Genomic DNA, 19,822 nt, shown 5'->3' with positions numbered 1-19,822 from the left:
TTAGTAGTTGTTCTCGATGTAGTTCAGCAGGTATTGCACGCTACGGAACTCCCCGCCTTTTGCCTTATCATACAGGTCGCGGTACTGCGTCTGCGTGATTTCGCCGTCGGCGCGGAGTTCGCGCAGTTTGCGTCGCTGCGCGCGAATCCGGTTCGTCCACTCCTCTTTCGAGTCCTTGCGGCCGCCCTTCTTCCCCTTGCGGGTGCCGGCACCGGAACGGTGCCCGTAGGCGCGCTTCGATTTGCGCTCGCGGGCGCGGCCGCGGGAGTTGCTCTTTGCGTCTTTCGCTCGAATCGACCCGTCGTCGACGAGTTCGCGGATGTCCTCGCGGGTGATCGCGTCCGCGATGGCACCCTGCGCGTCGGGGTCGAACCAGACGCGGTTCTTCCCGACGTCGAGCACGTCGGCGGCGAGTCGCTTCTGTGCACTCAGGTCGCTCATTCTTCTACCTCCACTTCGACGTACGTCGGGTTGAGAACGCGGATGCCCGCTTCTTCGGCGGACTCCTCGATGCGCTCGCGCTTGCGAGCGCCGACTTTCGAGGCGATGCGAACCGCTTCGGTGTCGCCGTCGACACCTTCGAGGTCGTCCACGTTGTGGACGCGAACCTCGTCGAAGCCGCTCGGATGCTTGCCGCGCACGGCCTTGGGCGTCCGGTAGCCGGACTCGACCATGTCGCCTTTCCCCTTGATGCCGCGGCGCTGCTTACTGAGGTTGCCGCGGGGCTTCCGCCACGATTCGGGCGTCCGCTTTTTCTTGTGGTAATCCTGCCGGTTGAACTGCGGTTTCCCCTCGCGCTTGCGCTGGCGGAGCAGTCGTCCCTCCTTCTCGTCGAGGTCGGGCGTCTTCTCCGTCAGTCCGCGGGGGCGCAGTTCGGTCTCGACTTCCTCTTCCGGCTCCTCTTCTTCTTCCGGCTCTTCCTCTTCGATTTCGGCTTCCGTCTCCTCTTCGACTTCGAGACCGCCCACGTCCGCTTTGATGCGGGCGGCGAGCGCGTTGCCGATTCCTTCGACTTCGGAGAGGTCGCTCTGGCTGGCGGCTTTGACGTCCTCGACGGACTCGTAGCCGGCCTCTCGAAGCGACTCGGCCTTGCTGTCGCCGACACCGCTGATGTCTTCGATCTGTTCGGGTTCGTCTGCCATCTATCAGGCACCTCCCGTGGACGGCTTCTCCGTGATGTAGACGCCGTCCTGGAACACTCGCGTGTCTTTTCCTTGCACGCGAGTCAGTTGTTCGATGTCCGCGGCGGTCTGGCCCACGTCTTCGATGCTCGGGCCGCGCAGGAAGAGCTCCTCGTTGTCCACCTGAACGGTGGTGTCCCCGTGGACTCGCGTCCGACGGGGCGCTTTCTCGCCGAGGAAGTTCTCGATGACGATTTCCTCGCCTTCGGAGCGCACCTGCATCGGGAAGTGAGAGTAGAAGACTTCCATCTTGTACTCCCACTCCTCGGTCACGCCGTGTACCATGTTTCGTACGTGGCTCTCGAACGTGCCCATCGTCGCCTTCGTTTTGGCGTCGTTGGCATCGCTCTCGATGACGACCGTACCGTCCTCGACGCTGACGTCGATGTCCGGGTACCAGAGCCGTCGCGTGACGGTTCCTTCCGGTCCATCGATGGTCAGATCGAGATGGTCCACGTCGGCGGTCACCTCGTCCGGAATTTCGATTTCTACTCGTGGCATTGTTCTAGTAGACGTACGCGATGACTTGGCCACCGACGCCCTGTTCGCGGGCCTCGTAGTGGCTCATGACGCCGTGGCTGGTCGTGACGACGAGCGCCCCGTAGTCCCGGGCGGGGAGGAACCGCTTCTCCCACTTCTCGAAATCGTCCTTGCCCGCCGAGTAGCGGGGCTTGACCGCGCCACACTCGTTTATCGCGCCTTTCAGTTCGACCTCGAACAGACCGGCTTTACCGTCTTCGACGAACTCGAAGCCGTCGATGTACCCGTGGTCGTAGAAGACCTCGAGCACGCTGCCGATCTCGTTCGAGGCGGGCTCTACCGTGTGGGACAGATGACCGACGCTCTCGGCGTTGTTCACGCCGGAGAGTGCGTTGCTGAGGGGGTCGTTTCCTGCCATTGTTATCGGTACTTCTTGAATCCCATGTCGCGTGCGATTTCGCGGAAGCACTGGCGACACAGGTTGATGTCGTACTTGCCGACCAGACCCTGCTTTCGACCGCAGCGCTGGCACGATTCGAGTTGTCCCGTGCGCTTGGCCGTCTGCTCGCCGGTCGCGTCGTTTTCGCTCTCGCTCATTCGTTCACCTCGACGTCGAAGTTGGCCTCGAGGAACGCGATGGCGTCCTCGGGCGTCAGCCGGTGGTTCGACGGAATCTGGCGGGTCACCTTGTCGCGCTTGGCGACGCGGTACCCCGGTCGGACGAGATTGACGGTTACGTCGAGTCCGTAGATTCCGACGTTCGGGTCGTACTCCTGGCCCGGGAACTCGGTGTGTTCCTCGACGCCGAAGCTGAAGTTCCCCGTCTCGTCGAACTGCGTCGTCGAGAGGTCGGCCAGCGGGAGCGCCGTCTCGAGGAACTCGTGCGCCTCCTCGTTGCGGAGCGTCACTTTCGCGCCGATGGGGTCGCCCTGTCGGATGCCGAAATCCGGTAGCGTGGACTTCGCCAGCGTGCGGACGCTCTGCTGTTCGGTCACGTCTTCGAGGATGTCCTCGGCGTTGGCGAGTTCGCGGCCGCCTTCGCCGACGCCCATGTGGACGACGACCTTCTCCACTCGCGGCTCGCGCATCTGGTGGAACTCGGCTTCGCTCATTCGTCCTCACCACCCACGAAGTTCTCGTCGATGACGACGACGTACTCCTCGACCGTCTCGAAGGAGCCGTCCTCGCCCTCGACCACGACGCTGTTCGACCCGCTGCCGGGCGTCACCTTGACGTCGGCGATTTCGCCGATCTCGCCCGCGTGCTGACCGCGGACCGCGGTGACGAGACAACCCTCCTCGTAGGGGAAGTGAGCGACGATCTCCTTGTCGTCGTTGCTGACGACGATGGAGTCTTTCGTGTTGTAGTCGCCGCCGTCGCCCACGCGGAGGTTGCTGCCGTCGTGGAGATTGAGCTGCGTTTCGCCGCCGGGAACCTGCGTCTTGTCCTCTATCTTCGCCAGTCGGCCGTCCGCCGCGTCCGCGTCGATGCGGGTCAGCGCGAGTCGGCCGCCTTCGTCGGGGAAGACGCGGTAGTACTCTTCGCGTTCCGTGAACGCGAGGATGTCGAACATCCCGATGGGTCGCTGTTCGTCTCTCACCGCCTCCCCGTTCACGAGAACGGAGCCCTGGTTGAGCGCGTAGCGGGCTTCCTTCTTCGAGTCGGCGTAGCCCAGCACGTCCCGCAGCAGGATGAGCAGCGGAACGCCGTCGCGACCGTGCGGGCCGGCGCCGGCCTTCACGGTGAACGTGGCGGTCTTGCGCTCGACCGGCCATGAGTTCGGAACGGAGAGTCGTTTCTGATGGTTGCTCATTCGGTATCACCTTCCAGACGCGCCTCGCGGCGATCGTCTTCGAGGTCGAGGTCGGTCACGCGAACGTTGCTCGCGTCGAGCGCCCGCGGCACTTCCTCGCCGTCGGCTTTCTCGAGGGTGATGTCCTCGACGTGGATGACCGCGTTCTTCAGGTCCACGTCGAGCACCTCGCCCTCCTCGCCGGCGAAGTCGCCGCGCATGACCTCGACCGTGTCGCCCGCGTTGACGCGGACGCTCCGCCGTCCGTACTCCTCGCGGAGGTCGTCGGACAGCGTCGCTTTGACCTGCTCGTGCCGCTCGTGCAGCGGGGCGCGCTCGGTCTGATTTCGCTGTTTGCGTGGTTGTCGAGTCATACTATCATCGTAGCCGTGCTCGCGATACTTCCGAACCGCTCGGCGACTTCCTGCGCGATGGGACCTTTGATCTCCGTCCCTCGCGGCTCCTCCACGTCGTCGATGATGACGGCCGCGTTGTCTTCGAACTTGACGCGCGTGCCGTCCGGACGACGGATGGACTTGCGCTGTCGGATGATGACGGCCTCCAGCACCTGTCGGCGCATCTCGGGCGTCCCTTTCGTGACGGACACCGTTATCTTGTCACCGATTCCCGCCTTGGGATGGCGGTTCTTCGTGCCGTGGTAGTTGGAGACGCTGATGACTTTCAGCTGGCGCGCGCCGGTGTTGTCGGCGCACGTCAGCAGGGAGCCTTTCTCGACGCCCTGCGTGACGTCGGCTTTCAGCGCTTCCATCAGTCGTCACCTCCCTCGGGCGCTCGGTCGTCCGATGCGCCCTCGGTTACGTCGCCGGTGGTCTCCTCGCCGGAAGGCGAGGCGTGTTCTGTCTCGCCCGACGCTACGTCGCGATCGGTCGCGAACGTCTCGACGACGACGTGCGATTTCGTCTTCGAGAGCGGTCGGGTTTCTGCGATACGAACCGTGTCGCCGACTTCGAGAGCCAGGCACTCCGGCGCGTGGGCCGGAACGCGGGAGCGACGTTTCATCTGCCGATCGTATTTCGGCACTGTAACGTCGTACTCTCGCTCGACGACGACGGTTTTGTCCATGTCGGTGGAGGCGACCTCCCCTTCGATCACCTGTCCGCGAACGGCCAGCGAGCCGTGGAACGGACAGTTCTCGTCGGAGCAGGTTTCCTCCGGTTCTGATACGTTCAATCCTAACGCCATTTCGAGTTACCTCCAGTTTCGGTGCGCAGTGCGGGACGTGAGAGCAGCGTCTCCCCATCCACCGTAACGTAGGCCGCGCCCTCGCACGAATCAGACTGACCGGAGCGCTCTCCGGCAGTTTCCGACCCGCGTTCGGACGCGGTCCCCGACCCCTTGCGGGCGTCGGCGGCTTCATCTGTGAGCGCGAATTCGAACGTCGCGCCGCGCTTGGGCACCTGTCTCGCCCGAGACTCGGACTCGACGGTAAGCGTCCGCATCGTCTCGGAGACGACCCGACCCTCGATGGCTTCGAGGTCGGGGTTCGTCGCCGAGGCGACCCGCACGCGCAGGCCGACGAGTTCGTGTTTCGTGAGCGTCTCGGGCGTTAGCGGCATCGTTACTCCTCGTCGAAGTCGCCTTCTTCCTGCTGAATCGTCTTGATGCGAGCGATGGTGCGGCGGAGTTCCTTGATGCGTCCGGGGTTCTCGGGCGCACCACCCGCGGCCTGCACGGCCTTCGAGTTGAGCAGTTCCGTCTCGAGGTCTTCGAGTTCGGCGTCTCGCTCAGCGGGGGTCATGTCGCGAATCTCCGCGGTGTGGAGGATGGCCATTACTCCTCACCCTCCTCTTGCGCTTCCTCGCTCTCCGCTTCCTCGCTCTCCATCTCGTCGAGCAGTTCCTCGGCTTCCGCCTCGACCTCCTCTTCGAGTTCGTCGAGTTCCTCCTCGACGGACTCTTCGGACGCCTCGGCCTCGGCTTCGGACTCCTCGTCGAGCACTTCCTCGACGACTTCCTCTTCGATTTCTTCCTCGCCGGGTTCCGGCGATTCCTCGTCTTCGTCGGCGCGGAGTTCTTCGAGTTCCTCCTCGTCCGGTTCTTCGATGAGGTCCGCCGCCTCGTTGGCCTCGACGGCGTCCGGCACGAGGTCTTCGGGCTCCGCACCCTCCTCGATGCGGAAGTCGTCGGGCAGGTTGGCTCCCGGCGGGATGATCTTCACGTCCACGCCGATGGTGCCGAGTTTCATCACGGCGACGCCCTGACCGCGGTCGACGATCTCCTGTGCGGGTTCACCGTTGTGCTTGATGTAGCCGCGGTTGAACTTCTCCACGCGCGAGCGCGCGCCCGTGACCTTTCCGGAGAGGACGATCTCGGCGCCGAGCGCGCCGGAGTCCATGATGCGGTCGATGGTCGTGTGACCCGCCTTCCGGAAGTACCAACCGCGCTCGAGCGCGTTGGCGAGTCGGTCGGCGACGATTCGGGCGTTCAGGTCCGGTTCGTCGACCTCCTGAACGTCGATCTGGGGGTCGTCCAAGTCGAATCGCTCGCCGAGTTCTCGGGTGATCTTCCGGATGTTCTTCCCGCCCTTTCCGATGACCATCCCGGGCTTCTCGGCCTTGAGGACGATCTGCGTCCCCATCGGCGTCTTGGCGACTTCCATGCCGCCGTAGCCCGCGCGTCCGAGTTCGGACGCGAAGAACTCGTCTATCTGGGACCGCTGGAGGCCGTCTTGGATGAACTGGTGTTCGTCAGCCATTACTCTTCGACCTCCTCGACGATGATCTCCACGTCGACTTCGGGCGTGTTCCAGGCGGTCGCGCGGCCGAACGCGCGGGGCTTTCGACCCTGCACCTCGCCGACCTTGTGGGCGGCGACGTGCACGATCTCCATCGACTCGCCGTCGAAGCCTTGGGCGTCCGCGTTGGCGACGACGTTGTCGAGCAGGTCGATGAACGCCTCGCTCGCCTTCTCGGGGTAGCGCCCCGCGTCCCAGCCGTCGATGTCCGAGCGATGGCCGACGCCGCTGTTGTGCTGCTTAAACGGCACCGACCGCTCCTCGTTCAGGACCTGCTGGAGGTACGCCTTCGCGTCCCCGGCGGTCTTGCCCTTTATCTCTCGGGCGATCGCCTTGCTGTGCTTGTGGCTCATGTGCCGCTCCCGGAGCATCGCTTTCGCCGTGGTGTCCGGGTCGGCATCGACGCTGTAACTGATTCCCATGGTTTATTTGAGTGGCACGAACTTCGAGGAGCGGGTCGCGCCGATGCCCGCCTGTCCGTGTTCGACGGAGTTGCGGGTCAGCTGGAACTCGCCGAGATAGTGACCCAGCATCTCCGGCTCGATCCGCACGCGCTCGAACTCGCTGCCGTTGTAAACCGCGAAGGTCTTCCCGACGAACGACGGGAGCACCGGCATGTCGCGCAGGTGCGTCCGAATCGGACTGTTCGCCGAGTCTTCCTCGGTCGCGTTCCGGGCCTTCTCGAGCAGTTTCTCCTGCTCGACGGACAACCCGCGAAGGATGGTTCGCCGCTTTCGTGCGGGGAGCAGTTCCGCGACTTCCTCCAGGCTCATGTCCTGCAGTTCGTCCAGGTCGTAGCCGCGATAGGTGAACTCACCCTCGCGTCCGGTTCGGTAGTCGCTGTCGCTCATTTGTTACCTCCTCGTCCCGTTCGTCGGGACGAGATGTCCCCGACCTTGCGTCCCGGCGGGGCGTCCCGCGAAACGCTCTTCGGTCGGCCGGGGTGTTGGCGGCCACCGCCGCCGAACGGGTGGTCGACGGCGTTCATCGCCACGCCACGCACGTTCGGCCACTTGGTGCCGCGCGCTTTCATCTTGTGGTACTTGTTGCCGGCCTTGACCATCGGTTTCTCCGTGCGGCCGCCGCCGGCGACGACGCCGATGGTGGCGCGGCACTGGGGCGAGAGTCGTTTTATCTCGCCGCTCGGGAGTTCGACGACCGCGGCCTCTCGGTCGTGCGTGATGAGGTTCGCGCTCACGCCGGAGGCGCGGGCGAACTTCCCGCCGTCGCCGGGTTGGCGCTCGACGTTGCACACCGGGATCCCTTCCGGAATCTCGGCGAGCGGGAGCGTGTTGCCCGGCTTTATCTCGGCGGAGACGCCGACCTGAATCTCCTCGCCGACGCCGACGCCCTCGGGGGCGAGGACGAGGCGCTGGTCGCCGTCCTCGAACTCGATTGCCGCGACGGGGGCGCTCCGGGCGGGGTCGTGTTCGATACCCACGACCGTCCCGGTGACGACGTCCCCGTCCTCGGCTCGCTTGTGGCTCAGTTCGGCTTTGTATCGGTGCGACGGAGCGCGGAACGTCGGCGCGCCGCGACCTCGTCGCTGGCCTTGAATCCTGCGTCCCATTGTTAGAACACCCCGATTCGGGAGGCGACGTCCTGCGCGTCGTCCTCGTCGGACAGCGCGACGATCGCCTTCTTGTTCCCGTTCATCGTCACTTGGGTGTTGATGCTGTCGATGGTGACCTCGTAGCGCTCCTCGATCTCGTCGCGGATCTCCGGCTTCGTGGCGTCGAGCGAGACGATGAACTGGAGCTTGTTGTCGAAGTCCATATCGTTCATCGCCTTCTCAGTGACCCACGGGTACTCGATGACGCTCATCGGTCGGCCACCTCCTCTATCGCGCTCTCGGTCCAGACGGTCAGTCGACCCGGGTGCGTACCGGGCGCGAGGTCCTCCGCGTTGACCTCCTGCGCCGTCGCGACGTCCGCACCGGCGAGGTTGCGCGCCGCGCGGGACGGCTCCTCGCTGGTGACGAACAGGATCGACTTCGGCGTCTTGTACTTGCGGCCTCGGGTCGTCCCGCGACCGGCGCGAATCGTCTTGTTCTCCTCCGCGCGTTCGATGTCGGCGTCGATGCCGACCGCTTCGAGGAAGGAGACGACCTCTTTCGTCTTCACGAGGTCTTCGAAGTCGTCGCTGACGACGAGCGGAAGCTCCGCGTCGTCGTCGAATCGGTGTCCGCGCTCCGCGACGAGTTCGGCGTCGGCCGTCGCCGCGATGGCGCTTCGAACCGCTTTCTTGCGCTCTTTCTTGTTGATCGAGCGCGAGCGGTCTTTCTCCGTCTTCGGCGGGTGTGCGACGCGACCGCCGACGGTACTGGGGACGCGAGCGCCCCGACCGTTCGTTCGCGGGATGTGGGCCATACCGCGGCCACTTCCCGGCGACTCGGCGGACGTACGCATCCCGGCGTAGGGGTCGGTACCGTAGTCCTGTTTCCGGTTCGCCTGCGCGGCGACCACGGCGCGCTTGATGAGGTCCGTCCGGACGGTCGTCTCGAAGACCTCCGGAAGGTCGAGCGTGCCGGCGTCGTCGCCGTTCAGGTCACGTACTGTTGCCTGCATGGGTTATCCCTGGTTAGACTCCGTGCTTACGTAGCGCACCTCGGGGTCGAGGCGCGGTTGGTCGGTCGGTCGAATCGCAGGGCGGAAGCGCACGAGGCGCTTGTTCGGTCCCGGCACCGAACCCTTGACGAGCGCGTACGGTCCGTCGACCTCGCCGTAGTTGACGAAGCCGCCGTCGACGGACGCTTCGTCGCCGTCGCCGAGGGAGATGAGGCGCTTGTTGAGTTCGGTGCGCTGGTGGTACCCCGTCTGGCCCAGTTGGGGAACCGTCGAGCGCACGCGCGACGGATTCCACGGGCCGAGGTTACCGATGCGGCGTCGCCAGCCTTGGCGGGCGTGTTTGCCCTTCCGCTTCTGGACGCCCCACCGCTTGACGGGACCCTGCGTTCCTTTTCCTTTCGTGACGCCACCGATGTCGAGGTACTCGCCGGCGCGGAACACGTCTGTCATATCGTGTTCGCCGCCCTCGCCGAGCAGTTCGAGCGCGAAGTCGGCGCGGTCCCCGAGGGAACCGCCGCCGATGCGCGTTTCCATGACGTCCGGTCGTTTCTTCGGTACGTTCTTCAGGTCGCTGGGGACGGTGTGGGTGATGACCCGGAGGTCGGCCACGTCGCCCGCCTCGATGGCGTCGCGGAGTTCCTCCTCCGCGGCGTCGGCGTCGTGGTTCTCCGGCACGTTGAGCGTGCGGTCGAGTTCCTCGTGGAACTCCGAACCCCACACTTCGGTCAGCGGCTTCTTCCCGTAGGGGGTGTCTTCGTACGCGCGAAGCGCGACGGCCCGCATCGGGGGCGTCTCGACGATGGTGACCGGCACGGTCTCTTCCATCCCTTCGCGGGGGGAGTTCGCCTCGTCGTTGACCATCACCACGTGGGTCATTCCCGCCTTGTAACCCGCGAAGCCTTGGAGCGACGGCTGTCCGTCGCTCTCGGGCCACGAATTGAAGCGCGGCACCTCGCTGGTCGCGCGCTTGCGGGGGCCGAAGCCCAGCGAACCTCTGCGTGGTCTGCTTGTTTCTGGCATCGTATCACTCGCTGTTGAGGGTCAGGCACGCGAGGGAGGCGAACATCGCTTCTTCCGTTCGCACGACCTCGCTGCCCTGGTTCGGAACCGTATTGAGCCAGAGGTCGAACCGGCTGGGAGCGCCGGATTCGACCGCAGGTAGACGCTCGGGGTCTATCCCGAACATCTCCGGCAGGCCTCGACCGGGCGAGCCGAACGCGACGGTCATACCATCGCGGTCGGTTCGCGCGACGAGTTCGTCGAGCCGCCCCACGGAGAGCGGTTCTCCGAAGCGCGACGTGGCGATTCGGACGCCAGCGTCGTCGCGGTCGAGCGCCGCCGAAAGGTTCATGCGCCTCACTGTGAGCCCCGGTACGGGGTCGTCCACCAGCTTCGCACGAACCGGTCTTCTCGAAGAGATCCTGACGGTAACGCGCTCCCCCTCGCCGACCGTCATGTTCGACGGTACGACGAGGGAGATCGGGTGTTGCAGTCCGCAATTGACCCGAACGCGCCCTTCAGGTCCGACCTCGGTCACGATTCCCTGTCTTAACGACCCCGAACCCTCAGATTCGGAGCCGGTCCGTGATACGGCGCGGAGCGGCGGTAGGACGCCCGCATACTCCAACTCGTCCCGCTTGCCGAATACCTCCTTTCGAAGGTAGGGCGGCGTCGCGGCGTACTTCAGTACGGTTTCGACGAATCCGCCGCCCCACTTGCGTTCGCCTTCCGCGTCGGGGAAGACGACCAAGCGGTCCGCCCGGAACACGGTCGCCGCGCGGGCGACGTAGCCGATCTTGCGAGTTGCCTCGCGTTTGTCTTCGGCTTCCCGGACGAGGGACGACGGCACGAGTATGCTGACGGTCATACCGTGACGCTTCGGCGCCTCATCACTAGACTGTGACGGACTTTTCTCGTTGACGCTTAAAAGGGTGCCGCTTCCGATTCGGGCGTGTGACTACGTCACGCGCCTCTTACCCTCGAAATCAAGAGAAGTACGCGAGTGATTTCCACACGAAGTTACCCCGTTCCGGAAGCCTTATACTCCAGTCGGTAAAACGAAAGAGTGCAACAGGGCGCTGGTAGTGTAGTGGTATCACGTGACCTTGCCATGGTCACAACCTGGGTTCAAATCCCAGCCAGCGCACTTCTCTCGGACGTCGATTCGTGAGCGGTTGTGCTTTCTTTTGAATTCTCGCGCGGCGACCAGAGATGCGATGATCGATTTCTAAAGAGCTATCAGCACGTGCGCGAGTCGGTCGCGGTCAGCGCCGCCGGGAGAGCGCGATACAGGCGAGCGCGACGAGCGCGGCGAGCGCGCCGAATCCGGGTTGGCCGTTCCCGTTCCTCGTGTCGCCGTCTTCGCCGGAGCCACCGTCGGCGGTCGTTCCGGCGGCCCGCGAGACGCGGACGCTCCCAGCGGACACGCCGTTGACGCTCACGTCGTAGGAACCCGCCTCGGCGAACGTCCGGGTGAACGCGACGCGTTTCGACTTCCCGGGGGCGACGCGGACGGTCTTCCTCTCGACCGTCTCGCCGTCGACCGCCAGCGCGACCTCGAGCTCGCCCGGCGAATCCCCGGCGTTCTCGACCGTCGCGCGCACCGTGACCTGTTCGCCGGGAGCGACCGCCTCCGCGCTGAGCGTCGCGGCCGCGACCGAGACGTCCGCGCCGGACTCGACGCCGACGGCCATCGGCGCGACGCGCGGCGCGATGCCGGTGACCGTGCGTCCGTCGCGTTTCGTCCAGACGGGACGCCACTCGCCGTCGCGGTAGTGGTACACCCGCACGTCGGCCGCGGTCGCACCGGCGGGGAGCGCGTCCTTCGAGACCGTCGCGCGGAGTCGCGCCGTGTCGACGGCCGAATCCATCACGTACCGCTCGTCCACGCCGAAGTAGCCGAGCGCGCCGTCGAGTTCCGACGTTCCCGTCGGCGGCGTCGTTCGGGCGTCGACGGTGACGGCCGCGCTCGCGCCGCGCTCGAACTCGACGCCGTACCGCTCGAACGTCACGCCCCCCGCTTCGAGGTCGGAGAGGTCGGCCCACGCGGTCTGCCCCTCGACGCCGCCGAGGATGTCGATGGCCACGCCGTTCGGCCCGGGCGCGACGTTGACGCTCGCGGTCGGGAAGCCACCGCCACCGCCACCACCGCTACCGCCGGACTCACTCGAGTTTCCGACTTCGACGGTGAGAGTTTCCCGCCGGACGTTGCCGGCGTTGTCCGTAACCCGGAGCTCGGCGGTGTGCGTTCCCGTCGTGAGGTTCGTCGCTCGATAGGTGACGTACTCGCTCGTGACGGTCGCGTTCGGGCTCTCGGCGACTGGCGCTCCGTCGAACGACAGCGAGACGGTACCGACGTCGACGCCGGTGACCGCGTCTTCGTACTTGAATCGAACCGTCGCGTTACGCGTTCCGGAATCGAGCGTTTCGGTCGGCTCGACCGCCGTAACCACGGGCGCGTCGGTGTCGTTGATCAGCGCACCGTACGTCGAAAAGTGGGTGACGTTCGCCAGCAGGTATTCCTTCGGGGAGTCGTCGGCTAGCGTCACGGTTCGGATATCCGTATCCTGCACTTCCCATCTCCCGACGGACTCGTCGTAATAGTTCACTTTCACCTGTCGTTTCTCGACCCCCTTCGGCAAGCGCAGTTCCTCGACCGGGATTCCGATGGTGGCATTCGTGAGGTTCCGCGTCAACTCCGCGTCGAGTTGTCCGTTCAGAAACGACAGCCCCGCAAGGTTCGACGACAGCGGCGCGAGTTCGGAGCGACTCTCGGTGAGCGTCACGAACGTGTCGTTCACCTCCTCGTCCGTGTCGAATCGGACGAAGATTCCTGACTTCTCCAGTTTCACCGTGACTGTCTCGTTCACCGTGCTCACCGTCGAGAAGTTGGCCGAGGCGGTCGCGTCGCCGACGTTGCCGACTCGATCTGCGCCCGTTACGGACACGTCGTATCGACCGTCCTCGGAGGCGTCGAAGGTCGCTTCCCAGACGCTTCCGTTTGCGGTCGCGTTCTTCGTCAAGCCGGGCAACTCCGACCCGTTCGGGCCGGTCACGTTCGCGGTCGGCGCGGACGAGAGCGGTTCGCTCGCGCGCACCGTCACGCGCCCGTGCGTCGCATTCACCCGACGAAGCGTCGCGCCGAGTTCGGGCGACGTTCTATCGAGGACGACGGTGGCGTTCGCCACCGTCCGATTTTCGTTGCCGACGCTGTCGGTCGCCCGGGCGACGAGCGTGTAGTTTCCGTCGTCGGGGAGCGCCGAGAGGTTCATCGCGCTGGTCCACTTCCGACCGTCGGTCGTGGTGGCGGGAAACTCCGTTCGGAAGTTCGCGAACGCCGCCGAGAGAACGAATTCGACGTCGGCGGCGTCGCCGGGGGTTCCGTCGACCGTCGCGTTGACGGTGAGCGTTTTGTTCGTGGCGACGGTTCGTCCGCCGGGGGCGGCGGTCGGCGTCTCCGATTCGCCGAGCGCGGTGACGTCGATTTCCGGCGGTTTCGTATCGACGCGGAAGGCGTTGAACGTCGTCATCTCGACGCGGTTTCCGTTCTCATCGGTCGCGCGGAGTGCGATGCTTGCGGTTCCGTTGTAGTCTTCGACCGGAATCGTCGCTTCGTACCTCGAGAAGTACTCGTTCGACCCAACCTGTCGAACGGACGCACTCCGCCAATCATCCGATGCAGTACCTTCGAACGGCGTGCTGTCGGTATCGTTCGTCGTCAACCACGCGTCGACGGTGGCGGGGTTCGACTCCCAGAGGAACACGTCGACGGTGACCGTCTCGTCGGAAATCGTGTTGTTCTCGTCGAGTTTGGGTACGTTGACGTTGATTTCGGGAGCGGTGCCGTCACCGCTCGGACGATAGGACTGGTTGACGGTCGTCACCGTTTTCGTCGAAAGCGGAGCCGCTCCGTTGCGACCGATCACCCGCACTTCGAGGCTCGAATCCGAATCGATTTCGACGGACGAGTCCGACCAGCGCGCGTCCGTGACGTTGACCTCGCGCAGAACCGTTCCGTTTTGCGTGATTCGAACCGTGTCGGGGGTGTCGTCGGAGTAGTCCCACAGCCCGTGATACACTCGGGCTTGGGAAAGCGTCGCCACGTCGACGTACGTCTTCCGAGTTTCGGGGACGTACCGGAAGTCCGCCGATACGGCGCCGACGAACGGATGGCGATTGAGGGTGAGCGGCAGGTCGACGTCCGACCCGTAGGTGGGGTAGTAGCCGTCCAACATCCACGTATCGGTCGCAGCGGAGTCGGATTTTGCGTCGAGATGATACAGCGGGACGTCAGGAGTTAGGTAGAGGATCTGGTGACGACGGTCGCCGATGCCGCCGGTGGTGGCGGTGTCCGTGGCGGTGTCGAACAACCAATCGGTCGCGGACATGGAGACGTCGTAGGTTCGCGAGCGCGAACTCCGCGCGTACGTCACGTTCCGCGAGGCGAGTTCGTCGGGGTTCACCTCGAACGTGCGCCCGCCGGTGGTACCCCACTGCCGATTGAAGACGTGGTAGACGACGGGCACGTCGAAGGAATCGTCACCGCTACCGTCCGATTTCGGCGCCAGAACGTGCTCGAGAGAGACGTCTAATTCGTCGCTCTCGGTGACTCGGACCGAGTCGGTCGCGGGGGACGGAACCGAGACACTTCCGCTGGCGGTATCCCGCAGCGCGAGAATTTCGTAGTTGAGTTCCACGCTTCGAACCGCCAGTTCGCCGTGTTTTTGCTCGGTCGCACTCGTATCGAGCGAGAGTTCGACCGTGTCGCTTTCGTCGACCGTCACGGTCGTGTCACCGGAGACCGAGAACGTCTCGGTGACGACGACCGGCTGCCCGTTCCGTTCGTTGATACCCGTCGAAACGACGCGATACGTTCCGTTCTCGAACACGTAGTGAGACGTGGTGCCGCCCGAAACGGTTTGGATGCTGTCGGTAACTCGCTGTCCGTCACTGCCGAGAACCCGGACGCTGTCGTTCTCGGTCGACGTACCGTTGACGCCGTTCTTGTCCACCGTGATTTCGTAACCTTTCACGAAACCGAAGATCGCGGTGTACTCACCGTCGTCGAACGAGAGACGACCGGAGTACGCCCCGAACGAGTTGTTCCCGTCCACGGTCAACTCGATCCGTTCGCTGGCGTTCGGTGCCACCGACACGCTACTCCGATTCAGCCGAACGTTTCCGACCGTCGAACCGTTCACCCGCTTCGCGGTCGCGGTGATGTTCAGCGTCTCGGTGGTGTTGCCGAGGTTCGTGATAGAGATGACCTTCGAAACGTCTCGTTCGCCGACGATTCCGAAGTCGGTGGTTCCGGGTGCGATTTCGACGGTGCTCCCGATGGCTTCGCCAGCGTCGATTCGACCCGCACCTTGCGTGTACACGTCGTACGAGCCGAGTGGGTCGGCCGTCGAACTCAGGACGTTCTTCACGCGGGTCGACGACCAGTTCGGGTGGGCTTCGAGCAGCAACGCCGCGGTACCGCTGACGACCGGGGTTGCCATGCTGGTGCCGCTCTTCTTAACGTAGCCGTCCGAGGACGAATTCGCGCTCGTTACGGAAACACCGGGCGCGACCACGTCGGGTTTCACGTACATACCGACCGGCGTCGGGCCGCGGGAGGAGAAGTGCGCGACGTTCCCGTCCTTGTCGCTCGCACCCACGGTTATCGCGTGGTCGTGGATACCGGGGCTTTCGACGGTGAAGTACGGATTCGAATAGTCGTTCCCGGAATTACCCGCGGCGATGACGACGGTAACGTCGTGAGTTTCGGCGTACGCCACCGCGTCCGCCATAACGTCGTTCGAGCGGGAAGCGTACGCGGTACCGCCGATGCTGACGCTGACGACGTCGGCTCCGTTGTCCACGGAGTACTCCATCGCATCTATCATATCGGAGTACGAGCAGTAGTCGTTACAGACGCGCGCGTCGATGAGGCTGGCGTTAGGTGCCATTCCGACGTAGTCTCCACCGCTAGCGGTTCCGTCGCCGGCGATGATACCAGCGACGTGCGTTCCGTGGCCGTCCGTATCGTACGTGATGTTCCGACCGGTGAAATCTTTCTCCTCGATGACGGAACCTCGGAGGTCGGGATGTGATTGGTTGATTCCCGTGTCCAGCACCGCAACCGTGACGTTCTTTCCGCTTACGCCGTAGCGTCGACGGGCGCCGGTCGCGTTTACGACGTTATCCGTTTCGGCGAGCGCCGGTCGCACTTTCACGTCGAGGACGACCGACTCGATATCGTTGTTCCGGGCAAGTTGCTCGTACGCCCGTGCCGACTTCGCTTTCGAAACGGAAGCGGACGCAGCATCGACGCTATCGAACGAGTTCGTCACTGATACACTGCCGACCGATTCGAGGGTCTCGGCAGGATTGGCAGACGTTCCGTACCCCCGGCGATTCTCCCGAACGCTGGCGATGACCGGAATCGAGTCCGTCTCGCCGTCCGTGAGATTCTGCGCGACCAGGAGTTCGACGTTGAACAGCGCCGGGTCGAACTTCGAGAAGTTCACGCCGTCCGGATAGATGTACGTCCCGTCGGGCGCGGAGATGCGGTGCATCGGAACGTCGGCGTCGACCCGGTAGACGGTTCGTTCGTCGCCTTCGACGACCCGAACCGTCTGGCCCGTGACGAGCGTGACGTTCGCGACCACCGTTCGATTGGTCGTCGCAGAGTTCGCCGCGGATCGTCCATCGGTCGATATCGATTTCCTCGACGATACCGTCCCCAGCGCGGTGGAGTGCGTAGAGAGAACGGTCGGAGCGGATACCGTTTCGTTCGCGGACCGCGGCGCGCCCGCCGACACCGCCAGCGCGGGTGCGACCGTGCCGAGGATGACGAGCGCGGCACACGAGACCACCAACATCGTTCGGAGGGCGCGCTTTCCGCGTCCTCCGAATCGATGGCCGGACGTTCGAGATTCGGTACAAATGTACTCTTTCATATCTGTCCGAATTTCGACATCGTCCCGACTTATATCTTTAGACGCGATTATCAGCGGTGAAACTGCTACCGGACGCTACGGTTTCGGCCGAGGTGGAACCCACACGCTGAGGTAGGAGGACGCCGATGGGTCGCGTATGACCGTCATCGCACTCCTGTCCGTCGCACCGGTCACCGAAGGCAGCATGGCGAGCGAAGTGGCGAAAGCGGTCGAAGCGCTCGACGACTTCGACGTTTCGTACGAGACGAACCCGATGGGGACGGTCGTCGAAGCCGACTCCGCGGCCGAACTCTTCGCCGCCGCGCGGGCCGCCCACGAGGCCGTGGACGGCGACCGCGTGAGCACGTTCCTCAAGATAGACGACAAGCGCACGCGCGACCAGAGCGCCGACGAGAAGGTGAAAGCGGTCGAGGACGCCCTCGGTCGGGAAGCGAAACGCGACCAGTAACCCGGAACTGTTTACCGGACGACGACCAACCCGGACGTATGGAGAGTCTCAACAGGATGGCCCTCGAACTCGTGGACGAGGCCATCGACTTCGCGGACGAACTGAACGTCGCCGCGTACGAACTGGACAACGAGGCGACCGTCCTCGACTTCGGAATCGAAGCCGAGGGCGGGACGGAGGCCGGACTCCTCCTCGCGGAACTCCAGACCGCCGGGTTGGCGACGGTGCAGACCCGGATGGACGACGTCGCGGGCGCTCCGTTTCCCGCCGTCGAACTCTCGACCGACCACCCCGCGATAGCCCTGCTGTGTTCGCAGAAAGCGGGCTGGGAACTCGGCGTCGAGGGCTTCGAGGGTCTCGGGAGCGGGCCAGCGCGCGCGCTGGTCGCCGAGGAGGGCGAGTTCCAGCGCGTCGGCTACACGGACGCCTTCGAGTTCGCCGTCCTCGCCGTGGAGTCCGACGCGCTTCCGAACGAGGCGGTCGCCGAACACGTCGCCGACCTCGCCGGCGTCGAACCGAACGCGGTCTACCTCCCGACGTTCGCCACGGGGAGCGTCGCCGGGAGCGTGACCGTCGCCTCGCGCGCCGCCGAACTCGCCGTCTTCCGTCTCTCCGAACTCGGATACGACCCGCTCGACGTCCTCACCGCGACGGGGTCCGCCCCGGTCGCCCCGGTCAGCTACGACGAGGCGACCGCCATCGGGCGGACGAACGACGCGCTCGCCTACGGCGGACGGGTTCACCTCACCGTCCGCGAGGAGTTCGATCGATTCGACGAGCTTCCCTCGACCGCGAGCGACGAGTACGGCACGCCGTTCGAGACGTTCTTCGACGACGCCGACTGGGAGCTCGAGGAGATACCCGAGAGCGTCTTCGCGCCGGCGCAGGTGACCGTGGACGTGGTGAACGGCCCGACGCACGTCCTCGGGGAGACGAACCACGACCTGCTCGCGGATAGTTTCGACCTGTGAAGTTCAAACTCGTTCCCGAAGCGCCGGACGACCTCGCGCTCCTCGCCGACGCCCAGCGCGCCGTTCCGCTGGTGCCCGGCACGGAGGACGACTGTTGCGCCCGACTGATGGAGCGACTCGACTTCCCGAGCCGCGACGTGGCGCGGACGTGGCTCACCTTCCTCCGGGCGCTCGGGCTGGCGGAGGAAACTCAGTCGGGGTTCGTCCGCGTGCGCCGCGACGTCGACCGTGACGAACTGGCCGACGCGTTCGAGACGCGGGTGTACGGCGTCTCCGCCGTGCTCGACCGATTGGACGATTCCGACCCGCTCTCGACGGAGGCGGCGTTCGAGGAGTTCCGGGGGGAGATTCCGACGTGGGAGCGCCACAAGGACCCGAGCAGGGTTGAGGACGTGTGGCGCGAGCGCGTCGAGAACCTGCTGGACTGGGCGGTGCTGTTCGGGCTGGCGGAGCGCACCGACGAGGGGTATCGGCGGACCTGAGCAGGGTGAGAGCGACCATCGAACCGAAGCGGTCCCGGTTTCGTACATAAACCTACGGACACCATCCCGTTTTTTATCCTCGTAGCGTGCAGTTCGACGCAGTGACCGTCGACACCGTTCTCTTCGATCTGGACGGCACGCTTCTGGAGTACGACCAGGATTCGCGGGACGTGCTGTCGGCGTCGTTCGACCGGACGGGAATCGAGCCGTTCTTCGAACTTCCGGACTACCACGCCCGCTACGACGAGTTCCTCGAATCGGGTGTCGGCGTGGACGAACAGCGCGCCAACTGCTTCGCGGCCTTAGCGGACGATGCGGGCCACGACGCGGAGACCGGACGCGCGGTCGCGGACGCGTTCGCCGAAATACGGGACCACTCGAGGGTACGATACCTGCCGGGTGCGGCCGAAATCCTCGAAACGCTCGCGGGTTCCCACGCGCTCGGAATCGTCACGAACGGTTCGCCCGCGATGCAACGGACGAAGATGGCCGCCCTCGGAATCGAAGAGTACGCCGACGCGGTCGTGTTCGCGGGTCACGACGCGCCCGCGAAACCGAGTCCGGAGCCCTTCGAGCGGGCGCTTTCCGAACTCGACTCCTCGCCGGAACGCGCCGTGCACGTCGGCAACTCGCTGGAGACGGACGTCCCCGGCGCGAAGGCGGCGGGAGTCGGCGCGGTATGGGTTCCCGCCGACCCGAGCGTGACCCCCGACCCCGCGCCGGATTTCTCCTTCGAGACGCTTCACCCGCTCGGCGGCCGTCCGTGGCGGCGAGCGTAGGGGTACGCATCGAGCCGGGACCGCTCCGGTTCGACGCGTGAAGGCGCCGCCCCTCCTCCGCTTACTCCCGCGTTTGCAGCCGTTCGTAGCCGACGCTAGCGAGCATCAGCAGCCCGACGGCGACGAGCGCGAGTTCCCACCAACCACCGCCGAGAAGATACTCGACGCCGCCCCAGACGGTCACCCCCACCCAGAGCGCCACCTGATACCAGCGTTCGCGGGTCGCGTCCCGAAACACGCCCACGGTGAGCAGTACGAAGATGTAGAGCGCCGGCAAGAACGCGACGAACTCGTCCACGTCGCCCGACCGAAGGTGCGAGTACGCCACCCAGAGACCGACTAAAAGCAGGAGGGAGACGAACGCCTTCATGACCGTCGTCACGTCGAACCGCGCTCTCGGCATGCGCCACCGTCGGGGTGGCGGA

26 protein-coding genes and 1 tRNA gene are annotated in these 19,822 nt (G+C 65.0%); 5 read left to right on the top strand and 22 right to left on the bottom strand.

Translation table 11 applies throughout. The features are described 5' to 3' along the window. From LIX00_RS13625 to LIX00_RS13530, 20 genes are read right to left on the bottom strand one after another with little or no spacing between them, the layout of a single operon-like run. A complete protein-coding gene (locus LIX00_RS13625; RefSeq protein WP_227353732.1) occupies positions 1-441 on the bottom strand; it encodes a 50S ribosomal protein L19e in 441 nt (146 codons plus the stop codon). Then, complete coding sequence (locus LIX00_RS13620; protein WP_227353731.1) at positions 438-1,142, bottom strand: 50S ribosomal protein L32e; 705 nt, start codon at positions 1,140-1,142, stop codon at positions 438-440. Before LIX00_RS13620 ends, LIX00_RS13625 begins: the two co-directional genes overlap by 4 nt. Positions 1,143-1,145: 3 nt before the next feature. After that, positions 1,146-1,682 carry a 50S ribosomal protein L6 gene (locus tag LIX00_RS13615; protein ID WP_227353730.1) on the bottom strand — a complete coding sequence of 179 codons (537 nt, stop codon included), beginning with the start codon at positions 1,680-1,682 and terminating at the stop codon, positions 1,146-1,148. A 4-nt stretch (positions 1,683-1,686) separates the two neighbouring features. After that, positions 1,687-2,079, bottom strand: a complete 393-nt coding sequence (locus LIX00_RS13610) for a 30S ribosomal protein S8 (protein WP_227353729.1) — start codon at positions 2,077-2,079, stop codon at positions 1,687-1,689. Positions 2,080-2,081: 2 nt separating this feature from the next. Continuing rightward, positions 2,082-2,258, bottom strand: coding sequence for a 30S ribosomal protein S14 (locus LIX00_RS13605; protein WP_227353728.1), 177 nt, complete (start codon positions 2,256-2,258; stop codon positions 2,082-2,084). Then, the gene (locus LIX00_RS13600) at positions 2,255-2,773 is read right to left on the bottom strand and encodes a 50S ribosomal protein L5 (protein ID WP_227353727.1); all 519 of its coding nucleotides are present in this window, start codon (positions 2,771-2,773) and stop codon (positions 2,255-2,257) included. The genes LIX00_RS13605 and LIX00_RS13600 overlap by 4 nt, the downstream gene beginning before the upstream one ends. Continuing rightward, entirely contained in the window at positions 2,770-3,474 is a 705-nt protein-coding gene (locus tag LIX00_RS13595; protein ID WP_227353726.1) for a 30S ribosomal protein S4e, read from the bottom strand. Before LIX00_RS13595 ends, LIX00_RS13600 begins: the two co-directional genes overlap by 4 nt. Further along, positions 3,471-3,827 carry a 50S ribosomal protein L24 gene (rplX, locus tag LIX00_RS13590; RefSeq protein WP_227353725.1) on the bottom strand — a complete coding sequence of 119 codons (357 nt, stop codon included), beginning with the start codon at positions 3,825-3,827 and terminating at the stop codon, positions 3,471-3,473. Before rplX ends, LIX00_RS13595 begins: the two co-directional genes overlap by 4 nt. Further along, positions 3,824-4,222, bottom strand: coding sequence for a 50S ribosomal protein L14 (locus LIX00_RS13585; protein WP_227353724.1), 399 nt, complete (start codon positions 4,220-4,222; stop codon positions 3,824-3,826). The genes rplX and LIX00_RS13585 overlap by 4 nt, the downstream gene beginning before the upstream one ends. Next, positions 4,222-4,656: a 30S ribosomal protein S17 gene (locus LIX00_RS13580; RefSeq protein WP_368410694.1), complete on the bottom strand. Its 435-nt coding sequence runs from the start codon at positions 4,654-4,656 to the stop codon at positions 4,222-4,224. Before LIX00_RS13580 ends, LIX00_RS13585 begins: the two co-directional genes overlap by 1 nt. Further along, positions 4,647-5,030 (bottom strand): ribonuclease P protein component 1, encoded by a 384-nt coding sequence (locus tag LIX00_RS13575; RefSeq protein ID WP_227353723.1) that lies wholly within the window; start codon positions 5,028-5,030, stop codon positions 4,647-4,649. The genes LIX00_RS13580 and LIX00_RS13575 overlap by 10 nt, the downstream gene beginning before the upstream one ends. 2 nt (positions 5,031-5,032) lie before the next feature. Continuing rightward, complete coding sequence (gene rpmC, locus LIX00_RS13570) at positions 5,033-5,245, bottom strand: 50S ribosomal protein L29 (RefSeq protein WP_227353722.1); 213 nt, start codon at positions 5,243-5,245, stop codon at positions 5,033-5,035. After that, complete coding sequence (locus LIX00_RS13565; RefSeq protein WP_227353721.1) at positions 5,245-6,168, bottom strand: 30S ribosomal protein S3; 924 nt, start codon at positions 6,166-6,168, stop codon at positions 5,245-5,247. Before LIX00_RS13565 ends, rpmC begins: the two co-directional genes overlap by 1 nt. Then, positions 6,168-6,629: a 50S ribosomal protein L22 gene (locus tag LIX00_RS13560; protein WP_227353720.1), complete on the bottom strand. Its 462-nt coding sequence runs from the start codon at positions 6,627-6,629 to the stop codon at positions 6,168-6,170. The genes LIX00_RS13565 and LIX00_RS13560 overlap by 1 nt, the downstream gene beginning before the upstream one ends. Positions 6,630-6,632: 3 nt before the next feature. Next, the gene (locus LIX00_RS13555) at positions 6,633-7,058 is read right to left on the bottom strand and encodes a 30S ribosomal protein S19 (RefSeq protein ID WP_227353719.1); all 426 of its coding nucleotides are present in this window, start codon (positions 7,056-7,058) and stop codon (positions 6,633-6,635) included. Next, positions 7,055-7,777: a 50S ribosomal protein L2 gene (locus LIX00_RS13550; protein WP_227353718.1), complete on the bottom strand. Its 723-nt coding sequence runs from the start codon at positions 7,775-7,777 to the stop codon at positions 7,055-7,057. The genes LIX00_RS13555 and LIX00_RS13550 overlap by 4 nt, the downstream gene beginning before the upstream one ends. 2 nt (positions 7,778-7,779) lie before the next feature. Continuing rightward, positions 7,780-8,031: a 50S ribosomal protein L23 gene (locus tag LIX00_RS13545; protein WP_227353717.1), complete on the bottom strand. Its 252-nt coding sequence runs from the start codon at positions 8,029-8,031 to the stop codon at positions 7,780-7,782. Then, positions 8,028-8,774, bottom strand: a complete 747-nt coding sequence (gene rpl4p, locus LIX00_RS13540; protein WP_227353716.1) for a 50S ribosomal protein L4 — start codon at positions 8,772-8,774, stop codon at positions 8,028-8,030. Before rpl4p ends, LIX00_RS13545 begins: the two co-directional genes overlap by 4 nt. 3 nt (positions 8,775-8,777) lie before the next feature. Then, positions 8,778-9,794, bottom strand: coding sequence for a 50S ribosomal protein L3 (locus tag LIX00_RS13535; RefSeq protein WP_227353715.1), 1,017 nt, complete (start codon positions 9,792-9,794; stop codon positions 8,778-8,780). Positions 9,795-9,798: 4 nt separating this feature from the next. Beyond that, a complete protein-coding gene (locus tag LIX00_RS13530) occupies positions 9,799-10,641 on the bottom strand; it encodes a putative RNA uridine N3 methyltransferase (RefSeq protein ID WP_227353714.1) in 843 nt (280 codons plus the stop codon). 208 nt (positions 10,642-10,849) lie between these two features. Here LIX00_RS13530 and LIX00_RS13525 point away from each other — a divergent pair. Next, a tRNA-Gly gene (locus tag LIX00_RS13525) sits at positions 10,850-10,920 on the top strand. Between the two features lie 118 nt (positions 10,921-11,038). Here the strand turns inward: LIX00_RS13525 and LIX00_RS13520 are convergent. Then, the gene (locus LIX00_RS13520; RefSeq protein ID WP_227353713.1) at positions 11,039-16,717 is read right to left on the bottom strand and encodes a S8 family serine peptidase; all 5,679 of its coding nucleotides are present in this window, start codon (positions 16,715-16,717) and stop codon (positions 11,039-11,041) included. Positions 16,718-16,853: 136 nt separating this feature from the next. Between LIX00_RS13520 and LIX00_RS13515 the strand changes: the two genes are divergently transcribed. From LIX00_RS13515 to LIX00_RS13500, 4 genes are all read left to right on the top strand, one after another. Beyond that, positions 16,854-17,165, top strand: a complete 312-nt coding sequence (locus LIX00_RS13515) for an MTH1187 family thiamine-binding protein (protein WP_227353712.1) — start codon at positions 16,854-16,856, stop codon at positions 17,163-17,165. Between the two features lie 38 nt (positions 17,166-17,203). After that, the gene (gene mch, locus LIX00_RS13510; RefSeq protein WP_227353711.1) at positions 17,204-18,136 is read left to right on the top strand and encodes a methenyltetrahydromethanopterin cyclohydrolase; all 933 of its coding nucleotides are present in this window, start codon (positions 17,204-17,206) and stop codon (positions 18,134-18,136) included. Next, positions 18,133-18,618 (top strand): double winged helix-containing putative transcriptional regulator, encoded by a 486-nt coding sequence (locus LIX00_RS13505; protein ID WP_227353710.1) that lies wholly within the window; start codon positions 18,133-18,135, stop codon positions 18,616-18,618. The genes mch and LIX00_RS13505 overlap by 4 nt, the downstream gene beginning before the upstream one ends. 101 nt (positions 18,619-18,719) lie before the next feature. Continuing rightward, positions 18,720-19,397, top strand: a complete 678-nt coding sequence (locus LIX00_RS13500; protein WP_227353709.1) for an HAD family hydrolase — start codon at positions 18,720-18,722, stop codon at positions 19,395-19,397. 61 nt (positions 19,398-19,458) lie between these two features. Here LIX00_RS13500 and LIX00_RS13495 read toward each other — a convergent pair whose 3' ends face one another. Continuing rightward, entirely contained in the window at positions 19,459-19,800 is a 342-nt protein-coding gene (locus tag LIX00_RS13495; protein ID WP_227353708.1) for a hypothetical protein, read from the bottom strand. Positions 19,801-19,822: the final 22 nt, after the last annotated feature.

The organism is Haladaptatus salinisoli (assembly GCF_020614375.1).
In the GTDB taxonomy this organism is placed as follows: Archaea; Halobacteriota; Halobacteria; order Halobacteriales; family Haladaptataceae; genus Haladaptatus; species Haladaptatus salinisoli.
This window is presented reverse-complemented; position numbering and strand designations above follow the sequence as displayed.